Below are 20,677 nucleotides of genomic sequence, written 5' to 3'. Positions count from 1 at the left end.
TACACGCTCTGTTGTTGCGCGTTTTGCGCAGTTTGCTTACCTAAGGCTGTGTTTTGTGCACCTTTTCTGCTGTGTGGAATGCCTGAAAGCCAAAATTGCCGGGGGTGCCGTTAGTAGTTGCCCAGCTACGGCAATGCCGCATCGTCTATGACGAACTGCACGTACTCATTTCCCCGCCACTGGTTTACGCTGATTTTGCCGAGCAGATGAACGCATCGCCCGCGCTGCAGAAGCGTTGTGCCCAGTTCTGTGCCTATGCACTTGAAGCACACGCCCTTAACAAGTGCATTGTCACCGGATATTAGGCACCTAACGTGGCTGCCACCCATGACTTCGGGTTTTCTGATTTCTACATTTTTAAGGATGAATCTAGGCTCTGGATTTCCTGGGCCGAACGGTTCCAGCATTTGCAGCTCCCTCCACAGTGGAAAGTTCACGGCCCCTGCGGTTAATATGCCGCAAGCATACGAGACTTTCTGTATGTCGGAGTGCTTAAACCTTTCCAAGAAGAACGAGTACAATGCCTCAAGCTTGTCTGCGCACACTGAAAATCCCGCGGCCATAGCATGTCCACCGCCCTCAGGTATTAACTGCTCAAGTTTTGCTGCGAGCACTGCCGCTCCTATATCAATACCGCTAACGGATCTGGCGCTCGCCTTGCCGAGATTTCCGCTTAGCGAAACCACTATTGATGGTAGATGGAATCTCTCCTTAAGCCTGCTCGCCACAATTCCTATTACGCCCACGTGCCAGGTGCCCGCAACCATGATGACATTATTACCTGCTGCGACTAACCGCTCTGCTTGGTGCAACGCTTCTTCCAAACTCCGCTTTTCCAGCTCTTTTCTTTCAGCATTCAAGCTCAGCAGCATGTAGGATATTCTCTCGCACTCGCTCTCGTCATCACTAGACAAAAGGCTGGCTCCCAGGCTTGCGTTGCCGACCCGCCCCCCGGCATTTATATGTGGCCCTATGCTAAAGCCCAGGTGATAAACGCTGATCTTTTCCTCTATCCCAATGGCGTCTCCGAGCACTCTAAGCCCCACGTTACTCCGGGCGGATATCACCTTCAGTCCGTGCCTGACCATTGCTCTGTTGAGCTTTATCATTGGCATAACATCGCAAACGGTGCCCAGCGCAACCAAGTCGAGGTAGTTCATGAGATCTGGCTCGCTTCTGTGCGCAAAAACCCCCGCTTCTCTCAGGGTTTTTTGTAGTGCCACTAACAGCAAAAAAGATGTACCAACGGCCGACAGGTATGTATGCTCAGAGGATTCGTCCAGTCTGTTCGGATTCACTACCGCAACGGCCTTGGGCAGGGTGTTTATTCCAATGTGGTGGTCGACGACTATGACATCAAGGTTTACAGACCGTGCTGCTAATATGGGTTCGTAGGCCAACGTGCCGCAGTCTACGGTAATACAGAGGCTATAACCTTCCTCACGTAGTTTTAACATTGCGGCGGAGTTTGGTCCGTAGCCCTCTTCAACGCGGTCAGGGATGTAAATTTTTGTGTGTACCTCCAGGCCACGCAGGTATCTACACAACATGGCAGAGGATGTTGCGCCATCAACGTCGTAGTCGCCGAAAATTGCGATGCTCTCCCCATTGCGTATTGCATCGTGTATCCTCGCTACGGCTTTGTCCATGTCTAGCAGGTGAAACGGATCCGGCAGCAGGAGCCTCAGGGTAGGAAACAAAAAATTTTCCATCTCTTCTATGGGGATACCGCGAGTTGCCAACACCCTGGCTACCACTTCACAAATCCCGAAGCGCTGCATAATTGTTGTTACGTCCCGGCAGGGTACTTCACAGACCCTCCACGTTGCCCCTCCAACACCAACGTACTCCAGTGCCGCGTCTGTTGCTTCTATTACATCTTGCACTACTCAACCCCGGTGACCTACAAACGGCCTTGTGTTTTAAAGTTGCGGCACCAGCCCTACAGAGCGGCTATAAACGTAGCTACACACTGCAACCCCAAACTCCCGAACGAACGCTTGACTGAGCTCAGGATCCAAAGCTGCTACGGAGTAAAAAACCCCTGGCCCCCATCGTACAGGTACAACTTCACCATCTTCACCGTGTCTATGCCAGCGTCTTCCATTTTGAGCAGCAGATTTCCAACCTCCCGGCCGTCAACGCCATCCTCTTCCTTCCCTTCCGCGTAAAACCTGCAAGACACAAGATCGACGTACGTGTAAGAATATGGAGCTTTAGGCCACAACTCCAGTCCTTTGGCGTACACCAGCTGCAACTTCAGTTCCGAACTGAGCCCTGAAAGGGACCCAACTAACTCCTTGATGTCAGTGCCCTTGTCCCAATGTACCGTGACATCAACGCCCACCAACACCCTTTTGGGATTGCTGCGCACGTAGCCCGAACTCCCGGTACTTGGTGTTTCCTTGCCGAGAGAGAGGCCCTTAAGCCGCTGAGGTGTTGTTCCTAAGTTTCCCACTATTGCCTGCGCGAACTCCATGGTGGATGCCCTACGCAAGCTGGTTTTCTCGCTATATATATCGGCAGTATGCACGCCATCTTCTAAGGTCTTCAAAAATGCGTTACGGATCACCCCGGCCTTGTCCAGCTGCCCGATGTGCACTAACATTTGCACAGCCGCGTTGAGCAGCCCTGAGGGATTGGCCACATTCTTGCCTGCTATATCGGGTGCTGAGCCGTGTACTGCCTCGAACATGGCGTAATAATCACCTATGTTCGCACTGCCAGTCAGCCCTATAGACCCAGAAGAGAGCGACACTATGTCTGATACAATGTCTCCATACAGATTTGTGGTTACCACAACATCAAAATCCTCCGGGTTGCTGGCGATCTTAGCCATGCCCACATCAACTATGTAGTAGTTTGCTTCAATATCTGGATAGCCCTTGGCGACCTTGTCGAAAGAAGCGTGCAGTATTCCGTCAGTCATTTTCATGATGTTATCTTTCACGAAACACGTAACCTTCTTTCTATTGTGAGCCCTGGCGTAGTTAAACGCATACGCACAGATTTTTTCCGAGGCGGACCTGGTTGAAATCTTCACGCACTCATGGGTGTCTTCAGATAGTTTGTGCTCAACACCGCTGTAGGTGTCTTCCTCATTCTCTCTGATGATTACCACATCCAAATCTGGGTGCTTAGTGCCTACAACGGGAAAATAAGAAACGCAGGGCCGCACGTTTACATAAAGCCCCAGCCTCTGCCTGAGGGCGACATTCAAACTCTTATGCCCACTGCCCTGTGGGGTCATAGTAGGGGCCTTAAGCAGCAGCCTAGTCCTGCTGATTGACTCCCAAGCAGAAGGAGCGATGCCAGAAGTCCACTCCTTTTTATACTGGTTGTGGCCTATATCCACGGTTTCTATAGAAACATCTGCTCTGGCCTCCTTCAAGATGAACAGCACGGCCTCCATAATTTCCGGCCCTACTCCATCTCCATACGCTACGGTTATAGGTACTGACATAGACTCCCAACACAAGAGCCCACAGTATAGCGAATATTGCTCAAATGGGAAACGTTAAATACACGCGCTGTGGGTAAAGCTGACGGCTAATCATATACTGAAAGGCGAATATCAGCCATTATAGCACACTCTAACACTCACGCATGCCGGTATAGGTTTATGTGGCGCTATCAGCAGAGCAGGTACCCAGCGTTGGCCTCACGACCAACTTTGTTGAGATTGCAAGGTTGCTATGTAGGCAAAGTGCTTGTAGAGCGCGTACCACCCGCCACGGCGTGCCGGCTAGAAGTTAAATTTCCAAAAGCCCCCTGGCAAATTCCCGGGCGGAAAAATCCTTCAGGTCATCTATACCTTCGCCGACTCCCACCGCATGTATGTGTATGCCATACTTCTGTGCTACACTTAGCACTATACCACCTTTGGCTGTGCCATCTAGTTTGGTGAGCACTATGCCATTCACCCCAGCAAAACTTGAAAAGAGCTCAACCTGCGAGAATGCATTTTGCCCTATTGTTGCGTCTAGCACTATTATAGTGTTATGTGGAGCCTTTTTGTCATGCCTGCCTATCACGCGGCGTACCTTGGCCAACTCTTCCATTAGATTTTTGTGGTTTTGTAGGCGCCCAGCGGTGTCTATAAGCACCACATCTATTTTCTCGCGTATGGCTTGATCAACCGCCTTATATGCTATACTTGCAGCATCAGCCCCGGCCTCCCCCGCTATAATTGGACAAGATATTCTATCGGCCCAAATCTTTAACTGGCTAACCGCAGCTGCACGGAAGGTGTCACACGCACCCATGAGTACAGATTTGCCTTCCCGCTGGAATTTGCGCGCAAGTTTAGCGGCTGTGGTAGTCTTACCACTGCCGTTGACCCCACATAACATTACCACCTGGGGGCTGTGCTCTATAGATATTGGAACGGCGACCTTGGTGAGAAATGCCTCGATTTCTTCAGCCAGTGTTTCTCGTACCCGGGCACAGCTGGGTTCGCTAAACTGCATTGCAGCTATCTTCTGTGTGAAAAAAGACGCACTCTCGCGCCCCATATCGGTCGATATGAGCAGGTGCAACAACTCCTTCAAAGTTTCTTGGTCGACCTTTTGGCCATCCCGGAACAGCTTTCTGATTCCCGCGTTAAGCTTAGACGAGGTTTTCAACAGGCTGTCCTTTAAGCTACCCAACAACCCTTGATCACATTCCATAAACTAGACCCAACAGCTTGAAACTCCTGGTACACGTGGTACCATCGCCACGGCACCTTGGGGGAGCTTCCATCAATGCAAGCGCACTTTATAACATCCTGCGGAACAGATGTAGGAAAGACCTTCATTGCCACAGCACTGTGCTGGAATTTTAGAAGAATTGGTGAAACTGTGCAAGCCATTAAGCCGGTAGTAAGCGGGTACGACGAGGATAATCCGGGATCTAGCGACACTTTTCAAATTATCTCCAGCTTAGGATATGATTTTACCCAAGAGAACGTGGATAAGGTTTCTCCGTGGAGGTTAAAACATCCGCGTGCCCCGAATATTGCATCAAGGATGGAAGGTGTTAATCTGAACTATAGCGAGATTTTGCGGTTTTGTGCCGAGCGTTGCAAAAATGTGCCCGGACACATATTAATTGAGGGCGTTGGCGGAGTTATGTCCCCACTAACGGATGAAAAAAGCTGCATAGACTTAATAAAAGATCTGGATGTCGCTGTGGTTTTGGTTGTAAACCCATATTTGGGGAGCATAAGCCACGTGTTGACGGCTTTGGAAGCGCTGAGGGGTATGCAGGTGAAGATTGTGATTACCCTAAAGGACTCGGACAGCACATATTGCACAGATTTGGTAGAGTACCTGCGTTCCTATTGTGGACGTTCAGCATACGTTCAGGACCACGTTAGTGGCGAACATGAAAAGTGGGCGCTGGTGGGGAGGGGAATAGTGGACTTCATTGCGGGCAGCGGCACTTAATTGCTGTCATAGGGCTACATCCCGTATGGCATAGGTGGGAAGCACAGCACTTCCGTGGGGCGCACAGGCGCGAGTTCTTCCTATCTATACAGCGCATGCCAACCGTCAAATGGGCCCGGCCCCATGCTACTGCATGCAAGGCGGCAAATGTGAAAAATTGGTGCTGGTGGGGCAGGGGAATGAATAGTGGACTTCATTGGGGCAGCGCACACACGGCAGCGCCGGCCTCAGACAACCTCGTTTTATTGTGCCGGGCTATATTGTGCTGATTATATGCTGCGCCACGCGAACGTGCCGGGTTGCTGTTTGCATTCAGCAACTGGCGCCTTAATCTTCTTCCTCGTCGCTGTATAGTTTTTGTTGCTTTTCCCGCCTTTCTTGCTCTTCTATGCAATACAGGGTTACTGGGTTTGCCTCAAGTCTAGCAGTGCCAATTTTTTCTCCGGTCTCTTCACAGTAACCGTACAGGCCGTCGTCAATTCTCTGCAACGCTTTGTCGATTTCCACGGTCAGAGCATCATTGCGATTACACGTCTGTAGGGTTAAGTCTGTATCGTACTCTCTGGTGGCCATATCGGTTAGGTCAGCATCTGTGTGAGACTGCAAAACCTCCCTGGCCTTCTCCTCGGATTCCTTCTGCAGCGCCTGCTTCCACGTTATAAGCTTGTTTCTAAAATAATCCAGCTGCTTGGGATTCATGTAGTTTTCATCTTCTTCATCCAAGGTGTACTTAGACAACACATCACCCTCCGGTGTTATCGCATAACTGAAATCCTAAGAATGCTTGCTTAACATTTGGTGTACCACTATGCTGCTAGAGGGTTATACATAGTGTCCTATCGTGTCCCATGGAAGCGTGCTAATGCGCGAGCTAAAAATCATGTCTTGCGATACCGGTAATGCTGCACAAGTTGTTTTACTGTTTGTAGTAGTAGTGGGTATCGCACTTTTTGTACTTCCGCCAGCATGCGTGAATGAGGTTGTGCCTTGTCTGTTCTGGATTTGTGGTGTGTCAGCCACGCAGACATCTATCAAGGCGCTGCTGGAAGATGATTATCGTGGCGGAGTGCTCGAACAACTGCTTATACAAGATCTGCTACCAGAGGCTGTTATCTTCCTAAAAATACTTGCGCATTGGATCTGCATCTCGGTACCTATAAGCATAGCCGCCGCGTTAATCCAACTCACAATACTGGGGGGAAGCATCCACTATGCGGTTGCCCTAGGGCTGGTGCTAGGTGTCGGGCTGCTGGTCGTCAACTGCGTGTCCGCCGTGGGGCACTCCCTGGTCTTGGGTGGTGAGGGGAAGCTAATTACGGCCCAGATTTTGGTTTTCCCGATGATTGTACCAGTGGTCGTGTGTTCCCATCTTTGTCTTGAGGGCATGGTAGATTTCACCTTTACCCGAACAACCGCCCTGTTAGGGGTAGGTGTGCTATGTTTGGTGCCAGTAAGCGTATTTTTTGTACTGGCAGCTGTTCGTCTTGCTGTGGAGAAAGACTGATTTCAGCGGGGCCAGAGGCGCAGTTTCAAAATTTGTTCAGCGCGCAAATTTTCCTTGGTGCATACTCTGGTCTGCGGGTTGGTGGAGCCACAGCGAATTGACTTTTAGTGGACATGGCCTATAGTAGTAAGCATTGGGTGATTAGCTCAGGTGGTAGAGCGTTTGCTTGACGTGCAAGAGGTCACTGGTTCGAGTCCAGTATTACCCACTCACGAGGGTGGTGCGTATGTCTAGCTATGACGGTGAGTTCTGCCCGCATACGCACAGAAGAATGGCGCTATCCATAGTTGTGGTTGCGGTGGCAATGGCAGCCGAAGTTATAGGAGGGCTGGCGTCAAACTCCCTCGCGCTGCTCTCAGATGCTGGCCATATGCTTACAGATCTTGTGGCACTCACGCTTAGCTGGCTCGCATATAAATTTGCCGTGAAGGAGTCTGATGCGTGCAGGTCATATGGCTACCACAGATTTCAAGTTATGGCTGCATTCATCAACGGCGTTTCTTTATTTGTGGTGGCAATTCTAATAGTCTGCGAATCAGCAAAGAGGTTCATCTACCCGGTTGAGGTGCACTGGCAGATCATGTTAACAGTGGCGCTGCTGGGTCTTGTGGCGAACGTAACGGTGTTTGTAATTCTATACAGAAAGGACGAACATAATTTAAATATCAAAAGTGCGGTGCTGCATGTTTTGGGAGATCTGCTAAGCTCCGTCGCGGCTGTTTTGTCTTCTATTGTTATCATGCTTAGCGGATGGCAGATTGTTGACCCCTTGTTGTCTGTGTTTGCCAGCATTCTAATGTTTTACAGTGCGTTTAAAATAGTGAAAAGCTCCGGCAATATTTTACTGGAGGGAAAGCCGGAAAATATAGACATTGAAGAGGTAAAAGATTCAATTCTCAGCAACATTCCCGCGGTTATTGACGTGCACCATGTTCATCTGTGGTCTTTGACCAATAATTATCCCATAATGACAATGCACGTGAAGGTGCCAACACCTCTGGCGAGCAACGAAGCACATTCTGCACTTTTGATATCAATAAAGAGGTTACTCAACGAAAAATTCGGCATACCCCACGTGACCATAGAGATTGAATGCGGAGAATGTTCCGATGCTAGCTGAGCTATGCTGTCTGGTGTAGTAATGGTTAATGTTAAGATAACAACTGGTAGTATAGCATTGCACATGCTTCCCAGGAGATTGGCAATGTACAAAAGATGCACTGATGTAGGCTGTGTTCTGGCAATGTGTCTTGCCCTTATATCTCTTGGAGGGTTTACTACCCGTTTTGAAACGTGCAGCAATCACCAGGAGATTTGCGGCTTCATTGAAACTCTCAAGGCGCGAGTGTACTCCATAGTATCGAGGGGCGGGGAAACCGTTGAGCCGCTGCTCGAAGAAGTCGTGGATAGTGCGCTCGATTTAAACGGGATTGCCAAGTTTGCTATGGGCGGCCACTGGAAAACTGCTGATCCACTGCAGCGCGAAAGGTTTGTTAGCACATACGGGCGCTACATAAGGGGTGTGTACATCAGGCAGTTGCGTATGCACGCATTTCACATGATGCGGATAATGTCTGTGCGTCTTATTGATGGCGGCACGTACGCTGTCAGGGTTAGGCTGGCTAGAAGAGGGCACGGCGACGATTTTATTGTGATAGAATTCCACGTTGCCGATAATGGTAAGCTTGGAATATGTGATATGAAAATCAATAACTTCATCAGCACCGCCATAACCCAGCGGTCAATAGTTGACGACATAATAAAAAAATACGGCATAGATGGGGCGATAGCTCACTTTGAGCTTGAAAACGAAAGATCTCCCATGAACTCAATAGGTGGGTTGCGTCCGCAAACTGCCGGTGCCGTTTCCTAGTATGGTAATGTACTCAGTGTGAGTGAAAATAGCGCTGAGTGCGACGACGCGGGCCCAGCCGTTTCTGAGAGAGGATCAGAGTTGCAGGATGCCGTGGCAGTGCTTGAATTTTTTGCCAGATCCGCAGGGGCACTTCTCATTACGAGAAATGCCACTAAAGGGCGAGTCGCCCCCACGCGCAGCCCTGAACATGTGCTGTGTGGCAGGGCTAGCATCCCGCTCTAGCCGCATGCTTGATAGCTTTTGTATCACCATCTCGTGAAACTTCAACAGCATGTGCTTTAACATGGTGAAAGCTTCTATTTTAAATTCATTCAAGGGGTCTTTTTGCCCTATGGAGCGGAGGTTAATACCGCACTTTAGGCTGTCAAGCGCAGACAAATGCTCAATCCACATATGGTCCAAAGACGTGATCAACACCCGCCTTGCGGCAAAATCCCAGAGGTTCTCCCCGTTGTGGACGAACTCTGCGGCTTTCTTTTCTAGCAATTCCTGGGCGAATGAATCTAGATAGCCCACCACCTGCTCCTTGGTTTCCAAATTTTGCAGCTTCTCAGGCTCTAATTCTACCCCATATATTCGCTTAACTTCCGATAACAGAGGCTCACACGTTTCCGGGCTAGGGTCATAATATTTGTCCTTGACGACGCGCGAAACCAGATCTTGGTTCACGCTGTGATACATGAATGCGAAATCATATGTGTCATTGTCAAGCACTTGATTGCGTTGTTCAAACACAACCTGTCTCTGCTCATTTATTACATCGTCAAACCGGAGTAGAGACTTGCGTATATCGTAGTTTCTCGCCTCGACCTTTTTTTGTGCGCGCTCTATAGCCTTGCTTATCCATTTATGCTGAATTGCCTCGCCCCTCTTCATGCCGAGCTTTTTTAACATTCCTTTGACTTTATCTGAGCCGAAAATTCTCAGTAAATCGTCCTCTAAGGAAAGGAAAAACTTGGACAATCCGGGGTCCCCCTGCCGGCCAGATCTTCCACGGAGCTGGTTATCAATCCTCCTGCTTTCGTGCCGTTCTGTGCCAACAATACACAAACCCCCCGCCGCAACCACTACGTCCCTGTCACGTTTTGTCTGTGCCACGAGTTGCTCGTACTTTGCGCTGCGCTCCTCATCAGATGTGATGCCTGACAGCTCGTCTTTCGCAAGCATTTCGGGGTTTCCACCAAGTTGTATGTCTGTTCCCCGACCCGCCATATTGGTCGCAATCGTCACTGCTCCGGGTCTGCCTGCTTGGGCTATGATGTATGCCTCCTTTTCGTGGTACCGAGCGTTCAGCACAGAATGTTTTATTCCTCTTTTTGTAAGCATCTCAGACAAAAGTTCGGATTTTTCTATGCTAATGGTGCCCACTAGTGTCGGCTGCAGCCGCTTGTTGCACTCTACTATAAAGTCTATAACCGCTTCGAATTTTTCCTCTTCTGTACAATACACGTCATCATCCATGTCTACCCTTCTTACGGGGACATTGGTTGGGATTTGCATTACCTGTAAATTGTACGTTCCCAGAAACTCATCCGCTTCGGTTGCCGCAGTTCCAGTCATGCCTGAAATGCGGCGATACATGCGAAAGTAATTCTGAAATGTGGTAGATGCCAGGGTTTGATTTTCGCTGTTGACGGTAAGCCTCTCTTTAGCCTCCAATGCCTGATGCAACCCGTCCGAATACCTGCGCCCTTCCATCATCCGTCCGGTGAACTCGTCAATTATGACTACATTGCCATTTTTTACTATATAGTCCTTGTCCACGGCGAACAGCTTGTGGGCACGCAGAGCCTGGCTCACGTAGTGCATCATTACTATGTTTTCGGTATCATACAGAGAAGACCCCACGGGAATGAGCCCCATTGACAGAAGCATTTTTTCAACCTTGACCGCACCTTCTTCAGTCAAGAATGCGGATCTGTTCTTCTCCTCCACCTCATAATCCTCCGGCGTCAGTGCCCGCACTAATGAGTCTACCCTGCCATATAGGGCGCTATCGCGCTCTACTGGTCCAGAAATAATCAGCGGAGTTCTCGCCTCGTCTATCAGAATGGAATCTACTTCATCCACGATCGCGTAATTAAACCCCCGCTGCACCATGGACTCTCTGCCGAATTTCATGTTATCACGCAGATAGTCGAACCCGAGTTCATTGTTTGTTGAATAAAGCACATCACACGCGTACGCTGCCTTTCTTTGCTCATCCGAAGATGACCCCGTGATACAACCCACACTCATTCCCAGGGCCTGGTATATATTGCCCATCCATTCGGAGTCGCGCCGCGCCAGGTAGTCATTCACAGTGACCACATGCACCCCCGCACCCTCTAGTGCGCCCAAATATGCGGCGAGGGTTGCCACCAACGTTTTACCTTCCCCCGTTTTCATTTCTGCGATCATGCACCTATGTAGGGCTATGCCTCCAATGAGCTGTACATCAAAGTGGCGCATATTCAGCACCCTACGCGCGGTTTCGCGTACTACTGCAAATGCTGGAACGAGGAGGTCATCTAAGGTCTGGCCGCTTGCGAGCAATTCTTTGAAATGGCTAGTCTTGGAAAAAAGTTCGCTATCTGAAAGCGCAGATAGCCCCTCTTCCATCGCGTTGATGTTCTTGACAATTTTGTGAAACGAGGCCCTGCCGGACCCATAACCGTACGGCCAGAACACCCGCTTTGCCATGCTCAACATAGGGACTACGTATAGAGGTACCGGAACGCGGATTATATGCTCAAGCTGAGTAAAGCACAACAGAATTGACAAAAGCCCACGGATATCTCCTCAATGATTAATATGCTGGAAGATCCACGCGGTGACTAACCGACCGCCAGACAAATTTGTAGCTGCAACAGTGATGATGGGGCAACCCAAGCGAAACCAGCGTCAGTCCGGCACAAAAGAACGCTTTATTGGTTTAGCTTCTCCCTCATTCCTGGTTATTTTCTTGCCGGACATCAGATCGCTTATTTCGTCGCCGGTAAGCGTCTCAAATTCCAGAAGGTTTTCCGCTATCACATGTAGGGAGTTAATGTGCTTTTCCAGGGTGGCCTTAGCCTCTTCAAGCGCTTTCGATACTATAGACTTTACCTCCTCGTCTATGAGGTTTGCCATGTTGTCAGAAATTGACTCGTTCCGGTCGTCGCTGTGGTAAAGAGGTCCTACACTATCACTCATGCCCCACTTCATGACCATAGATCTAGCCAATTCTGTGGCCTGCTTAATATCCGAAGATGCACCACTAGTCACTTTACTGTATCCGAAAATCAGCTCCTCTGCGGCCCTGCCCCCCATGGCCACTACCAAGTCAGCAAGCATTTTTTCTCTCGTGTGCGAGACTCTGTCAGTTTCTGGCAGGCGCATTACCAAACCCAGTGTTCTACCTCTCGGTATGATAGTAGCTTTGTGTATAGGATCGGAGGCGGGGTTGTGAAATGCCGTTACCGCGTGCCCAGCTTCGTGATACGCAGTAAGGCGGCGCTCCTCATCCGTCATAATCATAGACCTCCTTTCGGCGCCCATCATGACCTTGTCTCTGGCGTACTCAAAGTCACTCATAGTGACGACTTTCTTGTTAAGCCTGGCAGCAATCAACGCGGCTTCGTTGACCAAATTGGCCAGGTCAGCACCGGAGAACCCAGGGGTCCCCCTTGCCACTACTCTGACATCAACATCCGGGGCCATGGGCACCTTTTTAGCGTGCACGTTTATAATCTTCTCACGCCCGTTTATATCTGGAATGGATATAGTAACCTGCCGGTCAAACCTACCCGGCCTTAGCAAGGCGGGATCAAGAACGTCTGGGCGGTTGGTTGCGGCGATTATGATTACGCCATCGTTGGATTCAAATCCATCCATTTCTACAAGCAACTGATTCAGCGTTTGCTCGCGTTCGTCATTACCCCCACCAAGACCTATGCCGCGATGCCGGCCTACGGCGTCTATCTCGTCCACGAAAATTATACATGGCGCATGCTTCTTCCCCTGCTCGAACATGTCCCGCACCCTGCTGGCTCCTACACCAACAAACATTTCTACGAAATCAGAACCAGAGATGCTAAAGAAGGGGACGCTGGCCTCACCAGCAATTGCACGAGCTAACAGCGTTTTACCAGTCCCAGGTGGGCCTATCAGCAAGCACCCTTTCGGAATTTTTCCACCTAACTTTTGAAACTTTTGCCGATGCTTGAGAAAGTCTACTATCTCTACAAGTTCTTCTTTTGCCTCATCAATGCCGGCCACGTCTTCGAATGTGACCTTGCCGCGGTTATCGGTCATAAGCCTTGCGCGGGACTTGCTGAAACTCATCGTGCGGTTGCCCCCAACCTGAATCTGTTTGAGGAAGATGCACCATATAACTACCAGGGATAACATCGGCAGACAGGAAATGAGCAAGCTGCCCAGGATGCCCAGCACTGTTTCTCCAGATGAGAACTCAAAAGTAACTTTCTGAGCGTGCAAGGTTTTTATCAGGCTATCATATATCACGCCCCCGGTCCTAAACCTTGTGCCGTCACGCAGCTTTCCTGATATTTCGCGCTCTGTTATGTTAACATGCTCAACTTCCCCAGCATCTAGCTTTACAAGAAACTCGGAGAAAGGTACACGTAGTTCCTTGTTGCCTATAATCTTGTCACCAAACTGGGTGTAAAGCACAGCAGTGAGGGCAATCACTGCTGACCATACAATCAACCCCTCAGCCACTTTCCTAAAATTCATGACGAGTGACCCCTACCGATAAAGCTGATGGCAAATTAGATTAATCACGCCCCTTCTAACCAGAACTTCCTCCACACTGATGGTTGGAGAGACCCCTATATTATGGTTTTGCCAGGGGTACGCAAGAACTTTATCTCCATGGGCGAGCACCGGAAGGCTGCATGCAACATCTCTGTTAACATGTACTAGATGTTCAGGTAGTGACCCATTGCCCAGTGGGGTGATGTACAAGTTTTGTGTCTCTTCCGATGGGTTTGGTGCATGTTTAGCGCTGCATGATGTGGTTTCCGCGGCTGATGCATTGTGCGTGCACATTATCTTTATGGCGAATCTTCGGTCCCATTGAATAGTCTCAGCTATAGTTTTTACGCCAATTTTGGTTTCTATGCGTGCAAGTTCGCGCACTATAGAGAAATTCCCGTCTGGCTCTTTACGTACCTTGCACCCATGCAGTGTACGCGGGGTAAAATCTTGGCCCTGGAGTATTTTTGTTAAAATTGGCCAAAAAGCGGAATACCGCGGCTTATGGTCCTTCCCCCCCATAGCCATTAGCGATAGTAACAGCAATCTGGACGCGATTTCCTCGGGCACGCTACGTAATTCCTGCGATTTTACAGTTATAAAACCTAAAGGGCTGAATTCCAGACAGTAATCGAGCGAAGACCGCACGTAGTGCAAAATGCAAGCAAGTGCTCTATGCATGTGTGATGTAGTTCTGCATAGTCTGTCTACAACAACTCCAGGATTTTTGCTTTCCGCTATTAAGTTGCGAAAAAACGTCCTTCTATATTTAGGATCCTGGTTGCTCGGATCTTCCACCCAGGATAGCTGTTTTTGGGTTGCATATTCTAAGATTTCCTGCCTAGTAAAGCCGAGTAAGGGCCTGTAAATGGTAATATCCCCGAAGACAGACCGCTCATGCATGCCAGATAGCCCGTCAATGCCGCTACCACGCTCTAAATGCATAAGTACAGTTTCTGCCTGATCGCTCTTGTTGTGTGCGGTGAGTAGAAATTTGACTGAATGCTCCGTGCACCACTGGTGCAGCAGGCTGTATCTAATCTCCCGAGCGGTTTCCTGAGACTTGCTAGACGTGCGATGCCGGTTCCAGCGCAGTATTTCGCAATCTAGCCCGAGCGCCACGGCCCGCTTTTGTACGAAGCGAGTTTCATGATCTGCCTCAGCGCGAAACCCGTGGTTTACCGTCAGCACGACTGGGCGGCTGGTAGCTTGTGTTTTGTGCAATGCCGCCACGAGGTTCAACAATGTTATGCTATCCACGCCACCAGATACCGCAACGGCGTAGCCACCACTCAGCTCTAGACTATTGAGCTTTTTTAGGGCTGCAGACTCCAACTTTACTGTTCCATGTGGAATAAAACGCGGAAAGAGGGGGATTCGAACCCCCGACACATTGCTGTGTACACGCTCTCCAAGCGTGCGCTTTCGACCGCTCAGCCATCTCTCCGCGTCGATTGTAGCAGAAAAAGGCGTGCATGCGCACAAATTTGGGCTCACGTAACCCGTATATTATTCATGGACATAAAACACTTTTTGTGATAGGACACCCCAAGGGCGCGCGGTTCACGTGAGTGCTGCATCTGCGCTAGGGTGTCGCGAGTGCTGGTTTTTGGTGGCTGCTGTGCGCAATGAGGCGTGTGATACATCCCTAACGCATTGGCGCGCCCTGGTCTTCGTGCAGGGGGCATTTTCCCTGCTGTTTGCGCTGTTCCTCTTGGTTCCAATGGCTGTAGACTTCTTCATGGGCGGAGAGGATTGGGAGGGTTTTGCCACTGCCTTTTCGGTGTCTGCTGTTGTTGGATCGGTGTGTCTGCACTTTGGGAAATCTGGCCCCATAGGGCGGCATGAAACCGTATATCTCATCTGTGCCGTGTGGACTGTGCTGTCAATTCTGGCCGCAATACCCTTTCTTGTCTCGGAGACAGCCAAGTTGTCTTATGCTGATGCGCTGTTTGAAGCTGTGTCTGGGCTTACCACCACTGGTGCCACGGTGCTCTATAATCTACAAGCGAAATCGCCGGGAATACTACTGTGGCGCGTGATGCTAAACTTTATCGGTGGGTTGGGAGTTATCGCCATTGGTGTGTTGCTGTTACCATGCCTGAAAGTTGTTGGGCTTAAGGATATCTACGGCGTTGAATCCGCCACAGCGCGGCAACGGTTCAAGTTGAGTGTTTTCAGAACTGTGCTGTACATTTCTTGCATGTATGCTATGTTGCTAGTACTGTGTACGGGTGCCTACAAGATAGCCGGCATGTCTGCGTTTGATGCAATATGCCATGCGATGAGTACGGTTTCCACGGGTGGTTTTGCAAATTACGACAGCTCGCTGGGCCACTTCAACAGCGCTGCAATTGAGATCGTCGCCATTGTCTTTATGCTGCTGTCTTCTTGCCCGTTTGTAGTCTATCTTAGGTTGGCGCTTGAGGGCAGGTTTCGATCCAAGCAGTTTGTTGTCTTCGTGTGCGTACTTGTGGTATTTTCGCTATTGGGTGCGGTCAACCTATACAGCAGAAACATGCTTCCCGAGGCGGAGTTTCCTGAGGTGCTGCGACGCTCAGCCTTCATACTCGTTTCACTGGTGACTTCTACCGGGTTTTCTAACTGCGACTACAGCTCCTGGGGCTTTTTAGCCGTTTCTGGGACAATCCTAACCTTATGTGGAGGATGCTCCGGTTCCACTAATAGCGGCCTTAAAATGCATAGAATAGTTATCCTGGTACGCGGTGGATACAGATACGTCAAACACATGCTCATGCGGACTCCATTCACCGTGTCTGAGCAATCAGCGCGGGAGGAGGCCTTGCCTGAAGCCGGTGCGTTTTTCTTTTTGTATGTTTTCGTATTTTGCATCGCATGCATTATTGTTGCCTGGAGTGAAGACGACTTGGCAACAATTGTAACGTCTGTTTCATCAACTTTTACGAATACGGGGCCGGGCATAGGTGATGTTGTCGGGCCACATGGTACGTATGCCCCGGTGTCTGCAACCGTCAAGTTTGTATTGACGGTACTAATGTTGATCGGACGGCTAGAGCTCGTTCCAGTTTTTGTGCTTATACTGTCTCTGCTGCGAGGCGGTGCAGGGCGCTTGCTGGGGATTGGTAGGGGAGCAAAAATGCTTGATATGTTCCGATAACCATATAAGATGAACCCGGATCTGTCATATATTGCTCCGGGGTGGAAGGGTAAAAGGGTATCGTGTTGTGTTGCATTCTGCCGTGATGACGGAGCCCCGGAAGAACGTGTTTGCAGTTTTAGACATGGGCTCCACAAAAATGGTGTGCCTCGCCGTGAAAATGCGTAGTGACGGCGTGCCTACAGTCATGGGGGTGGGGTATAAAGCCGCTGACGGCGTAAATGGCGGTGCGATTTCCAACAAACAACATGCCGGATACTCTATATTGTCCAGTGTGGATGCTGCGGAACAGGCGTCCGAGCACACGATGAACCAGGTGTATGTTAATGTGTCTGGGTGTAGCATTGCGTCGCATAACATCTCGAATGAGATGTGCTCTACAGTGCACGAGATATCGGATCGTGACGTGCGCAAGATCATGCTTCAGACGTATGAGAAATTTTCTGGGGATGATATAGTAGTCCACAACATTCCAATAGCCTATCATTTGGATGACCTCAGCGATGTTACGGAGCTGAAAGGGCTGTATGGTAGGAAGTTACGTGCTGATATGCACGTGGTTACCGCTTCGAAGCTTGCCCTTCTTAACATCGAGAATTGCATCGCCGATAACAACCTGAGCATGGGTGGCTGCGTTGCGGAGCCGTATGTATCGGGGTTGGCTTGCCTCACGGAGGATGAAAAGGAGCTGGGAACTATGATTCTCGATATAGGGGGGAATTACACCTCTATTGGGATATTTGATAGGGGCAAATTCGTGCATGCAAGTACAATTCCCCTGGGTGGAATGCACATAACCAGAGATATAGCGTACGGATTGTGTATAAGCGTCAAGGATGCCGAGCGCGTGAAAGTGCTGCACGGGGACATAATGCTCACCTCGGCGGATAAGAACTATGCCATTGAAACCGAAGATGGCAGCGAAGACGAGCGCTCCATAATGAAGTCTGATTTGACTAACATTATTCGCCCGAGAGTGGAGGAGATTCTAGAATTGGTGAAGGGGGAGATGGACAGGCAGCAGAATGTTGTTGGCAAAGTTGTGATAACGGGAGGGTGTAGCAATTTGGCTAGTATCCGGGAGGTTGCCAATTACGTTCTAGGCAAGCAAGTAAGGGTTGGTCTGCCTGCTCAAATTCATGGTATGAACAAAGAGTATGACAGAAATCCAATATTTTCTGCAGCCGTCGGTACTGCACTACTAGTAGTGCACAGCTTTTACAAGGGAATGGATAGGAATCACAGCCCGTCATACGGAAGAATACGCAAGATGCTGAAGTGGATTACAGATAAGAGCAACGCATAACACGTCGGGGTACAGTCGCCGCACCAGACAGGTGCACGCGACGAAAACTCGCTGCCACACATCGCACACGCCAGAACCCCTGCCGCGTGCCGCAACTACAAGCGCTGCCTAGTGAAGCTTTTTTGCGATGTCGTCATCGTGCTCTGGTGAAGGGGCTACATCACCGCCGTCACCACGCTCCTTACCCTCCAGCTCTTCCCTGAGCAGGCTACGGGCAGCACCAGAAGCCGCGTCAACTGCAGCAAGCCTCAGAGACTTTACAAAGTTATCAACCTCAAACGCAACCCGCTCAGTCGCCAGGTTAATTTGAGCCTCAAGCATTTCTTCTATTTCTTTTTTCCCGTTTTGCACTATGGCCCTGTACTGTTCCTCAGACTTGCGGAGCATCTCAGCCACTGCTGAATCTACTTCGTGTTCCTTTTTTGATATATCGTGAAGCATTAGCTCCAGCTCACGCTCGAGATCGGCTGACTTCTCCACGACGCCGCCCACTGAATCTGAGTGTTTCGACAAAAACCGCCTAACGAACTTACTGGCGGGATTGAAAGCCAATGCGAATCCCACACAAAAAGCAAGGTCAACTATCAAATGAGTGCTCATAGTCATAACTTTCCCTCGTATAATCTGGCGGCCAACTTCTTCAGTGCTGCCTTTTTCGCCTCATTGTGGCCGCGCACCTTAGCGTAGTACATAAATGCAACCTCAGCGGAAAGATCAATCAGCTCACCACGAGTGTCCTGCTGCAGTTTTTCCAAACGCTGTTCTGCCACCTCGAGCATAGCACCAACCTCCTTGTCTAGCAGAGAGCGCGCCTCCTCAACACACAGCGAAACCTCGGCCAACGCCTTTTTTACCGTGTCTCCAGCCTTAAGTTCTGCGTCCTCCAACGCCTCCCGCTGCCCAAGCAGCTTCAACCCTATAGCCTCACAAACATCCGAAGCTCCCTCCAAGGACTTGCTAGCTGCAGCGTGCCTTCTACCTATAGCGTCTTCAACCCTGGGAACGACCCACCTAACCGCAAGGTAGAGCAAGAAAAACGCGCAGGAAAACCAGACCACCTGCGAGGGGTATACTGAAAAGTCCAACTGGGGTACGGTGCCCATTGCTGGCTAGCCGGCCACGAATATCAAAAGTAGTGCTAGCAAGAACGAGAACAGGCCCATAGCCTCAACCAAGGCGGCGCCGGTATAGACATATTTCTTCAGCTTGTCTTCTGTCTCCGGATTGCGAGCGATGCCATTGAGCATGGCCGAAAAAACAGCTGCAACTCCAAACGCAGACGCCACCATACCCAGGACGCTCAGCCCAACGGCCACAAACCTCAAAGAGTCCATAAACCACCACCAGTGCAAACTTCAACCCTACAGATTATAAGGGCTTGCAATGCTAAGTCAATTAGTAATTGACTGCCGTACAGTAGGAGATTTGCTAGATATGCTATCTGGGAGCACTAGCGCTAAGCGAGTTTTGTGGACTGTGGCCTTCGCATTTCAGCATTACAAGTGCTGAGGAGTTGCTGAGGAGTTGCTGAGGAGTTGCTGAGGAGTTGCTGAGGAGTTGCTGAGGAGTTGCTGAGGAGTTGCTGAGGAGTTGCTGAGGAGTTGCTGAGGAGTTGCTGAGGAGTTGCTGAGGAGTTGCTGTGGAGTTGGTGTGCCGTGGTGTGGAGCGGAGTCACTTGCGCTACCGGGCGGTGGCGTACTGCTTCACGGTGGGCGTGCATTTCCTGATATAGTGGTTGGGAAGCCAAGTGTGGGTTCGTGGCGCGCGAGGGTTGAGGGATGCTTGAGGCGTGCGAACACCGTTTGGCGATAACCTACTGTTACTGTGCGGTGGATGAGGTTTATGCTATGAATTGACATTGCACCAGTGGCGTGTATATTACCCTACCGTATGTGTGCGTGATCACCTGTAATTCCCAAATGCTTCAAGGGCGGTGGCTGCCCTAGGTTGGTGCCCGTGCCAGGTGTGGCCTGCGCACAAGTTTTGTATAGCACTATAATTAGGAGTTTGTATGTTTTTACCAATTATTGCGGGAATGGTTACATTCGTCGTCGCCAATTTTCTTGCTGACAAAGTGGCCGATGTCATCACCGATGCCATTACTGAAGATGATCCAGAATGGCGTGAAAACGATGCAGATTTTGATAAAGCCGTATTACATAGTGCCACCAGTGTGGCTACCTATACAGTTACGTCTAGCGTTCTCAATGCGGCCCTAGGAGCACATCCTGCTGTTGCTTTAGCGGGTACGGTGCTGCATACCACATACGCGATTGCCCGTGCTGCTGACCACGCTAGGTCGTTGGATCTGGAGCTGGAAGGAGAAGCATCTTGGTCCACCACGTATGCACGGCCGCACAGCACCACTGGGGGAGGGAGCGCTGCTACAAGTGAGCCAGCACAACCCACGATGCAAACACAAGCGCAGAGTTCAGCTACCGTTGGGGGGGGGGGGGAGCTCAGCAGACCCCTGGCTGCAGTTCTGTAAGTGGAGGTTGTGGCTCCAGCAATGGCGGCGGACAGGGCGGCCCAGTCCCAACGTGCTTAGAGCAATCCAGTTGCATTTGGGCGACGGTAACGTGGCACACGTTGTACTAGCGGAGTGCTGCGCTTTTAGTACTGCCCCGGTGAAGGCGTAATGAGGATGCCGTGCGGCGTCCTCGCCGGTGGGTGCGCCACTCCCCGC

Annotated in this window: 17 protein-coding genes and 2 tRNA genes; 8 read left to right on the top strand and 11 right to left on the bottom strand. The window is 50.2% G+C overall.

Annotated elements, in window-relative coordinates; translation table 11 throughout:
• Positions 1-125 precede the first annotated feature (125 nt).
• From recJ to ftsY, 3 genes are all read right to left on the bottom strand, one after another.
• Positions 126-1,886, bottom strand: a complete 1,761-nt coding sequence (gene recJ, locus AMF_RS09285; protein WP_010268596.1) for a single-stranded-DNA-specific exonuclease RecJ — start codon at positions 1,884-1,886, stop codon at positions 126-128.
• A 140-nt stretch (positions 1,887-2,026) separates the two neighbouring features.
• On the bottom strand, positions 2,027-3,463 hold the full coding sequence (gene icd / locus AMF_RS09280; RefSeq protein ID WP_010268592.1) for an isocitrate dehydrogenase: 1,437 nt from the start codon (positions 3,461-3,463) through the stop codon (positions 2,027-2,029).
• Between the two features lie 289 nt (positions 3,464-3,752).
• The gene (gene ftsY, locus AMF_RS09275) at positions 3,753-4,670 is read right to left on the bottom strand and encodes a signal recognition particle-docking protein FtsY (protein ID WP_010266070.1); all 918 of its coding nucleotides are present in this window, start codon (positions 4,668-4,670) and stop codon (positions 3,753-3,755) included.
• A gap of 75 nt (positions 4,671-4,745) precedes the next feature.
• On the opposite strand from ftsY, the gene bioD reads away from it, so the two are divergent.
• Positions 4,746-5,429 (top strand): dethiobiotin synthase, encoded by a 684-nt coding sequence (gene bioD, locus AMF_RS09270; protein WP_010270732.1) that lies wholly within the window; start codon positions 4,746-4,748, stop codon positions 5,427-5,429.
• A gap of 327 nt (positions 5,430-5,756) precedes the next feature.
• On the opposite strand, the gene AMF_RS09265 is transcribed toward bioD, so the two are convergent.
• Positions 5,757-6,170 carry a TraR/DksA family transcriptional regulator gene (locus tag AMF_RS09265; protein WP_010266066.1) on the bottom strand — a complete coding sequence of 138 codons (414 nt, stop codon included), beginning with the start codon at positions 6,168-6,170 and terminating at the stop codon, positions 5,757-5,759.
• 100 nt (positions 6,171-6,270) lie between these two features.
• On the opposite strand from AMF_RS09265, the gene AMF_RS09260 reads away from it, so the two are divergent.
• The 4 genes from AMF_RS09260 (at position 6,271) to AMF_RS09245 (ending at position 8,806) form a co-directional block, all read left to right on the top strand.
• Positions 6,271-6,933: a heme exporter protein CcmB gene (locus AMF_RS09260; protein ID WP_010270727.1), complete on the top strand. Its 663-nt coding sequence runs from the start codon at positions 6,271-6,273 to the stop codon at positions 6,931-6,933.
• A 135-nt stretch (positions 6,934-7,068) separates the two neighbouring features.
• Positions 7,069-7,141 (top strand) — tRNA-Val (locus AMF_RS09255).
• 18 nt (positions 7,142-7,159) lie between these two features.
• Positions 7,160-8,053 (top strand): cation diffusion facilitator family transporter, encoded by an 894-nt coding sequence (locus AMF_RS09250; protein WP_010268585.1) that lies wholly within the window; start codon positions 7,160-7,162, stop codon positions 8,051-8,053.
• A 21-nt stretch (positions 8,054-8,074) separates the two neighbouring features.
• A complete protein-coding gene (locus AMF_RS09245) occupies positions 8,075-8,806 on the top strand; it encodes an MlaC/ttg2D family ABC transporter substrate-binding protein (protein WP_225318140.1) in 732 nt (243 codons plus the stop codon).
• A 75-nt stretch (positions 8,807-8,881) separates the two neighbouring features.
• Here the strand turns inward: AMF_RS09245 and secA are convergent, their stop codons facing one another.
• From secA to AMF_RS09225, 4 genes are all read right to left on the bottom strand, one after another.
• Positions 8,882-11,500 carry a preprotein translocase subunit SecA gene (gene secA, locus AMF_RS09240; RefSeq protein WP_010268575.1) on the bottom strand — a complete coding sequence of 873 codons (2,619 nt, stop codon included), beginning with the start codon at positions 11,498-11,500 and terminating at the stop codon, positions 8,882-8,884.
• A gap of 192 nt (positions 11,501-11,692) precedes the next feature.
• Complete coding sequence (gene ftsH / locus AMF_RS09235; protein WP_010268572.1) at positions 11,693-13,525, bottom strand: ATP-dependent zinc metalloprotease FtsH; 1,833 nt, start codon at positions 13,523-13,525, stop codon at positions 11,693-11,695.
• A 12-nt stretch (positions 13,526-13,537) separates the two neighbouring features.
• A complete protein-coding gene (tilS, locus tag AMF_RS10315; RefSeq protein WP_029209839.1) occupies positions 13,538-14,881 on the bottom strand; it encodes a tRNA lysidine(34) synthetase TilS in 1,344 nt (447 codons plus the stop codon).
• A 27-nt stretch (positions 14,882-14,908) separates the two neighbouring features.
• Positions 14,909-14,993: transfer RNA gene (locus tag AMF_RS09225), tRNA-Ser, on the bottom strand.
• 120 nt (positions 14,994-15,113) lie between these two features.
• Here AMF_RS09225 and AMF_RS09220 point away from each other — a divergent pair.
• Both AMF_RS09220 and ftsA read left to right on the top strand, forming a co-directional pair.
• Positions 15,114-16,685 carry a TrkH family potassium uptake protein gene (locus AMF_RS09220; protein WP_010268567.1) on the top strand — a complete coding sequence of 524 codons (1,572 nt, stop codon included), beginning with the start codon at positions 15,114-15,116 and terminating at the stop codon, positions 16,683-16,685.
• A gap of 67 nt (positions 16,686-16,752) precedes the next feature.
• The gene (gene ftsA / locus AMF_RS09215) at positions 16,753-17,991 is read left to right on the top strand and encodes a cell division protein FtsA (RefSeq protein ID WP_080510997.1); all 1,239 of its coding nucleotides are present in this window, start codon (positions 16,753-16,755) and stop codon (positions 17,989-17,991) included.
• 108 nt (positions 17,992-18,099) lie between these two features.
• Here ftsA and AMF_RS09210 read toward each other — a convergent pair whose 3' ends face one another.
• The 3 genes from AMF_RS09210 to AMF_RS09200 are packed head-to-tail and all read right to left on the bottom strand — an operon-like array spanning position 18,100 to position 19,325.
• The gene (locus tag AMF_RS09210; RefSeq protein ID WP_010268561.1) at positions 18,100-18,597 is read right to left on the bottom strand and encodes a hypothetical protein; all 498 of its coding nucleotides are present in this window, start codon (positions 18,595-18,597) and stop codon (positions 18,100-18,102) included.
• Positions 18,594-19,094, bottom strand: coding sequence for an ATP synthase subunit B family protein (locus AMF_RS09205; protein ID WP_012659102.1), 501 nt, complete (start codon positions 19,092-19,094; stop codon positions 18,594-18,596). Before AMF_RS09205 ends, AMF_RS09210 begins: the two co-directional genes overlap by 4 nt.
• Positions 19,095-19,100: 6 nt before the next feature.
• The gene (locus AMF_RS09200) at positions 19,101-19,325 is read right to left on the bottom strand and encodes a F0F1 ATP synthase subunit C (RefSeq protein ID WP_010266033.1); all 225 of its coding nucleotides are present in this window, start codon (positions 19,323-19,325) and stop codon (positions 19,101-19,103) included.
• 677 nt (positions 19,326-20,002) lie between these two features.
• Here AMF_RS09200 and AMF_RS09195 point away from each other — a divergent pair.
• A complete protein-coding gene (locus AMF_RS09195) occupies positions 20,003-20,479 on the top strand; it encodes a hypothetical protein (RefSeq protein ID WP_012659100.1) in 477 nt (158 codons plus the stop codon).
• The last annotated feature ends 198 nt before the right edge of the window (positions 20,480-20,677 follow it).

This window comes from Anaplasma marginale str. Florida, from assembly GCF_000020305.1.
Lineage (GTDB): Bacteria > Pseudomonadota > Alphaproteobacteria > Rickettsiales > Anaplasmataceae > Anaplasma > Anaplasma marginale.
This window is presented reverse-complemented; position numbering and strand designations above follow the sequence as displayed.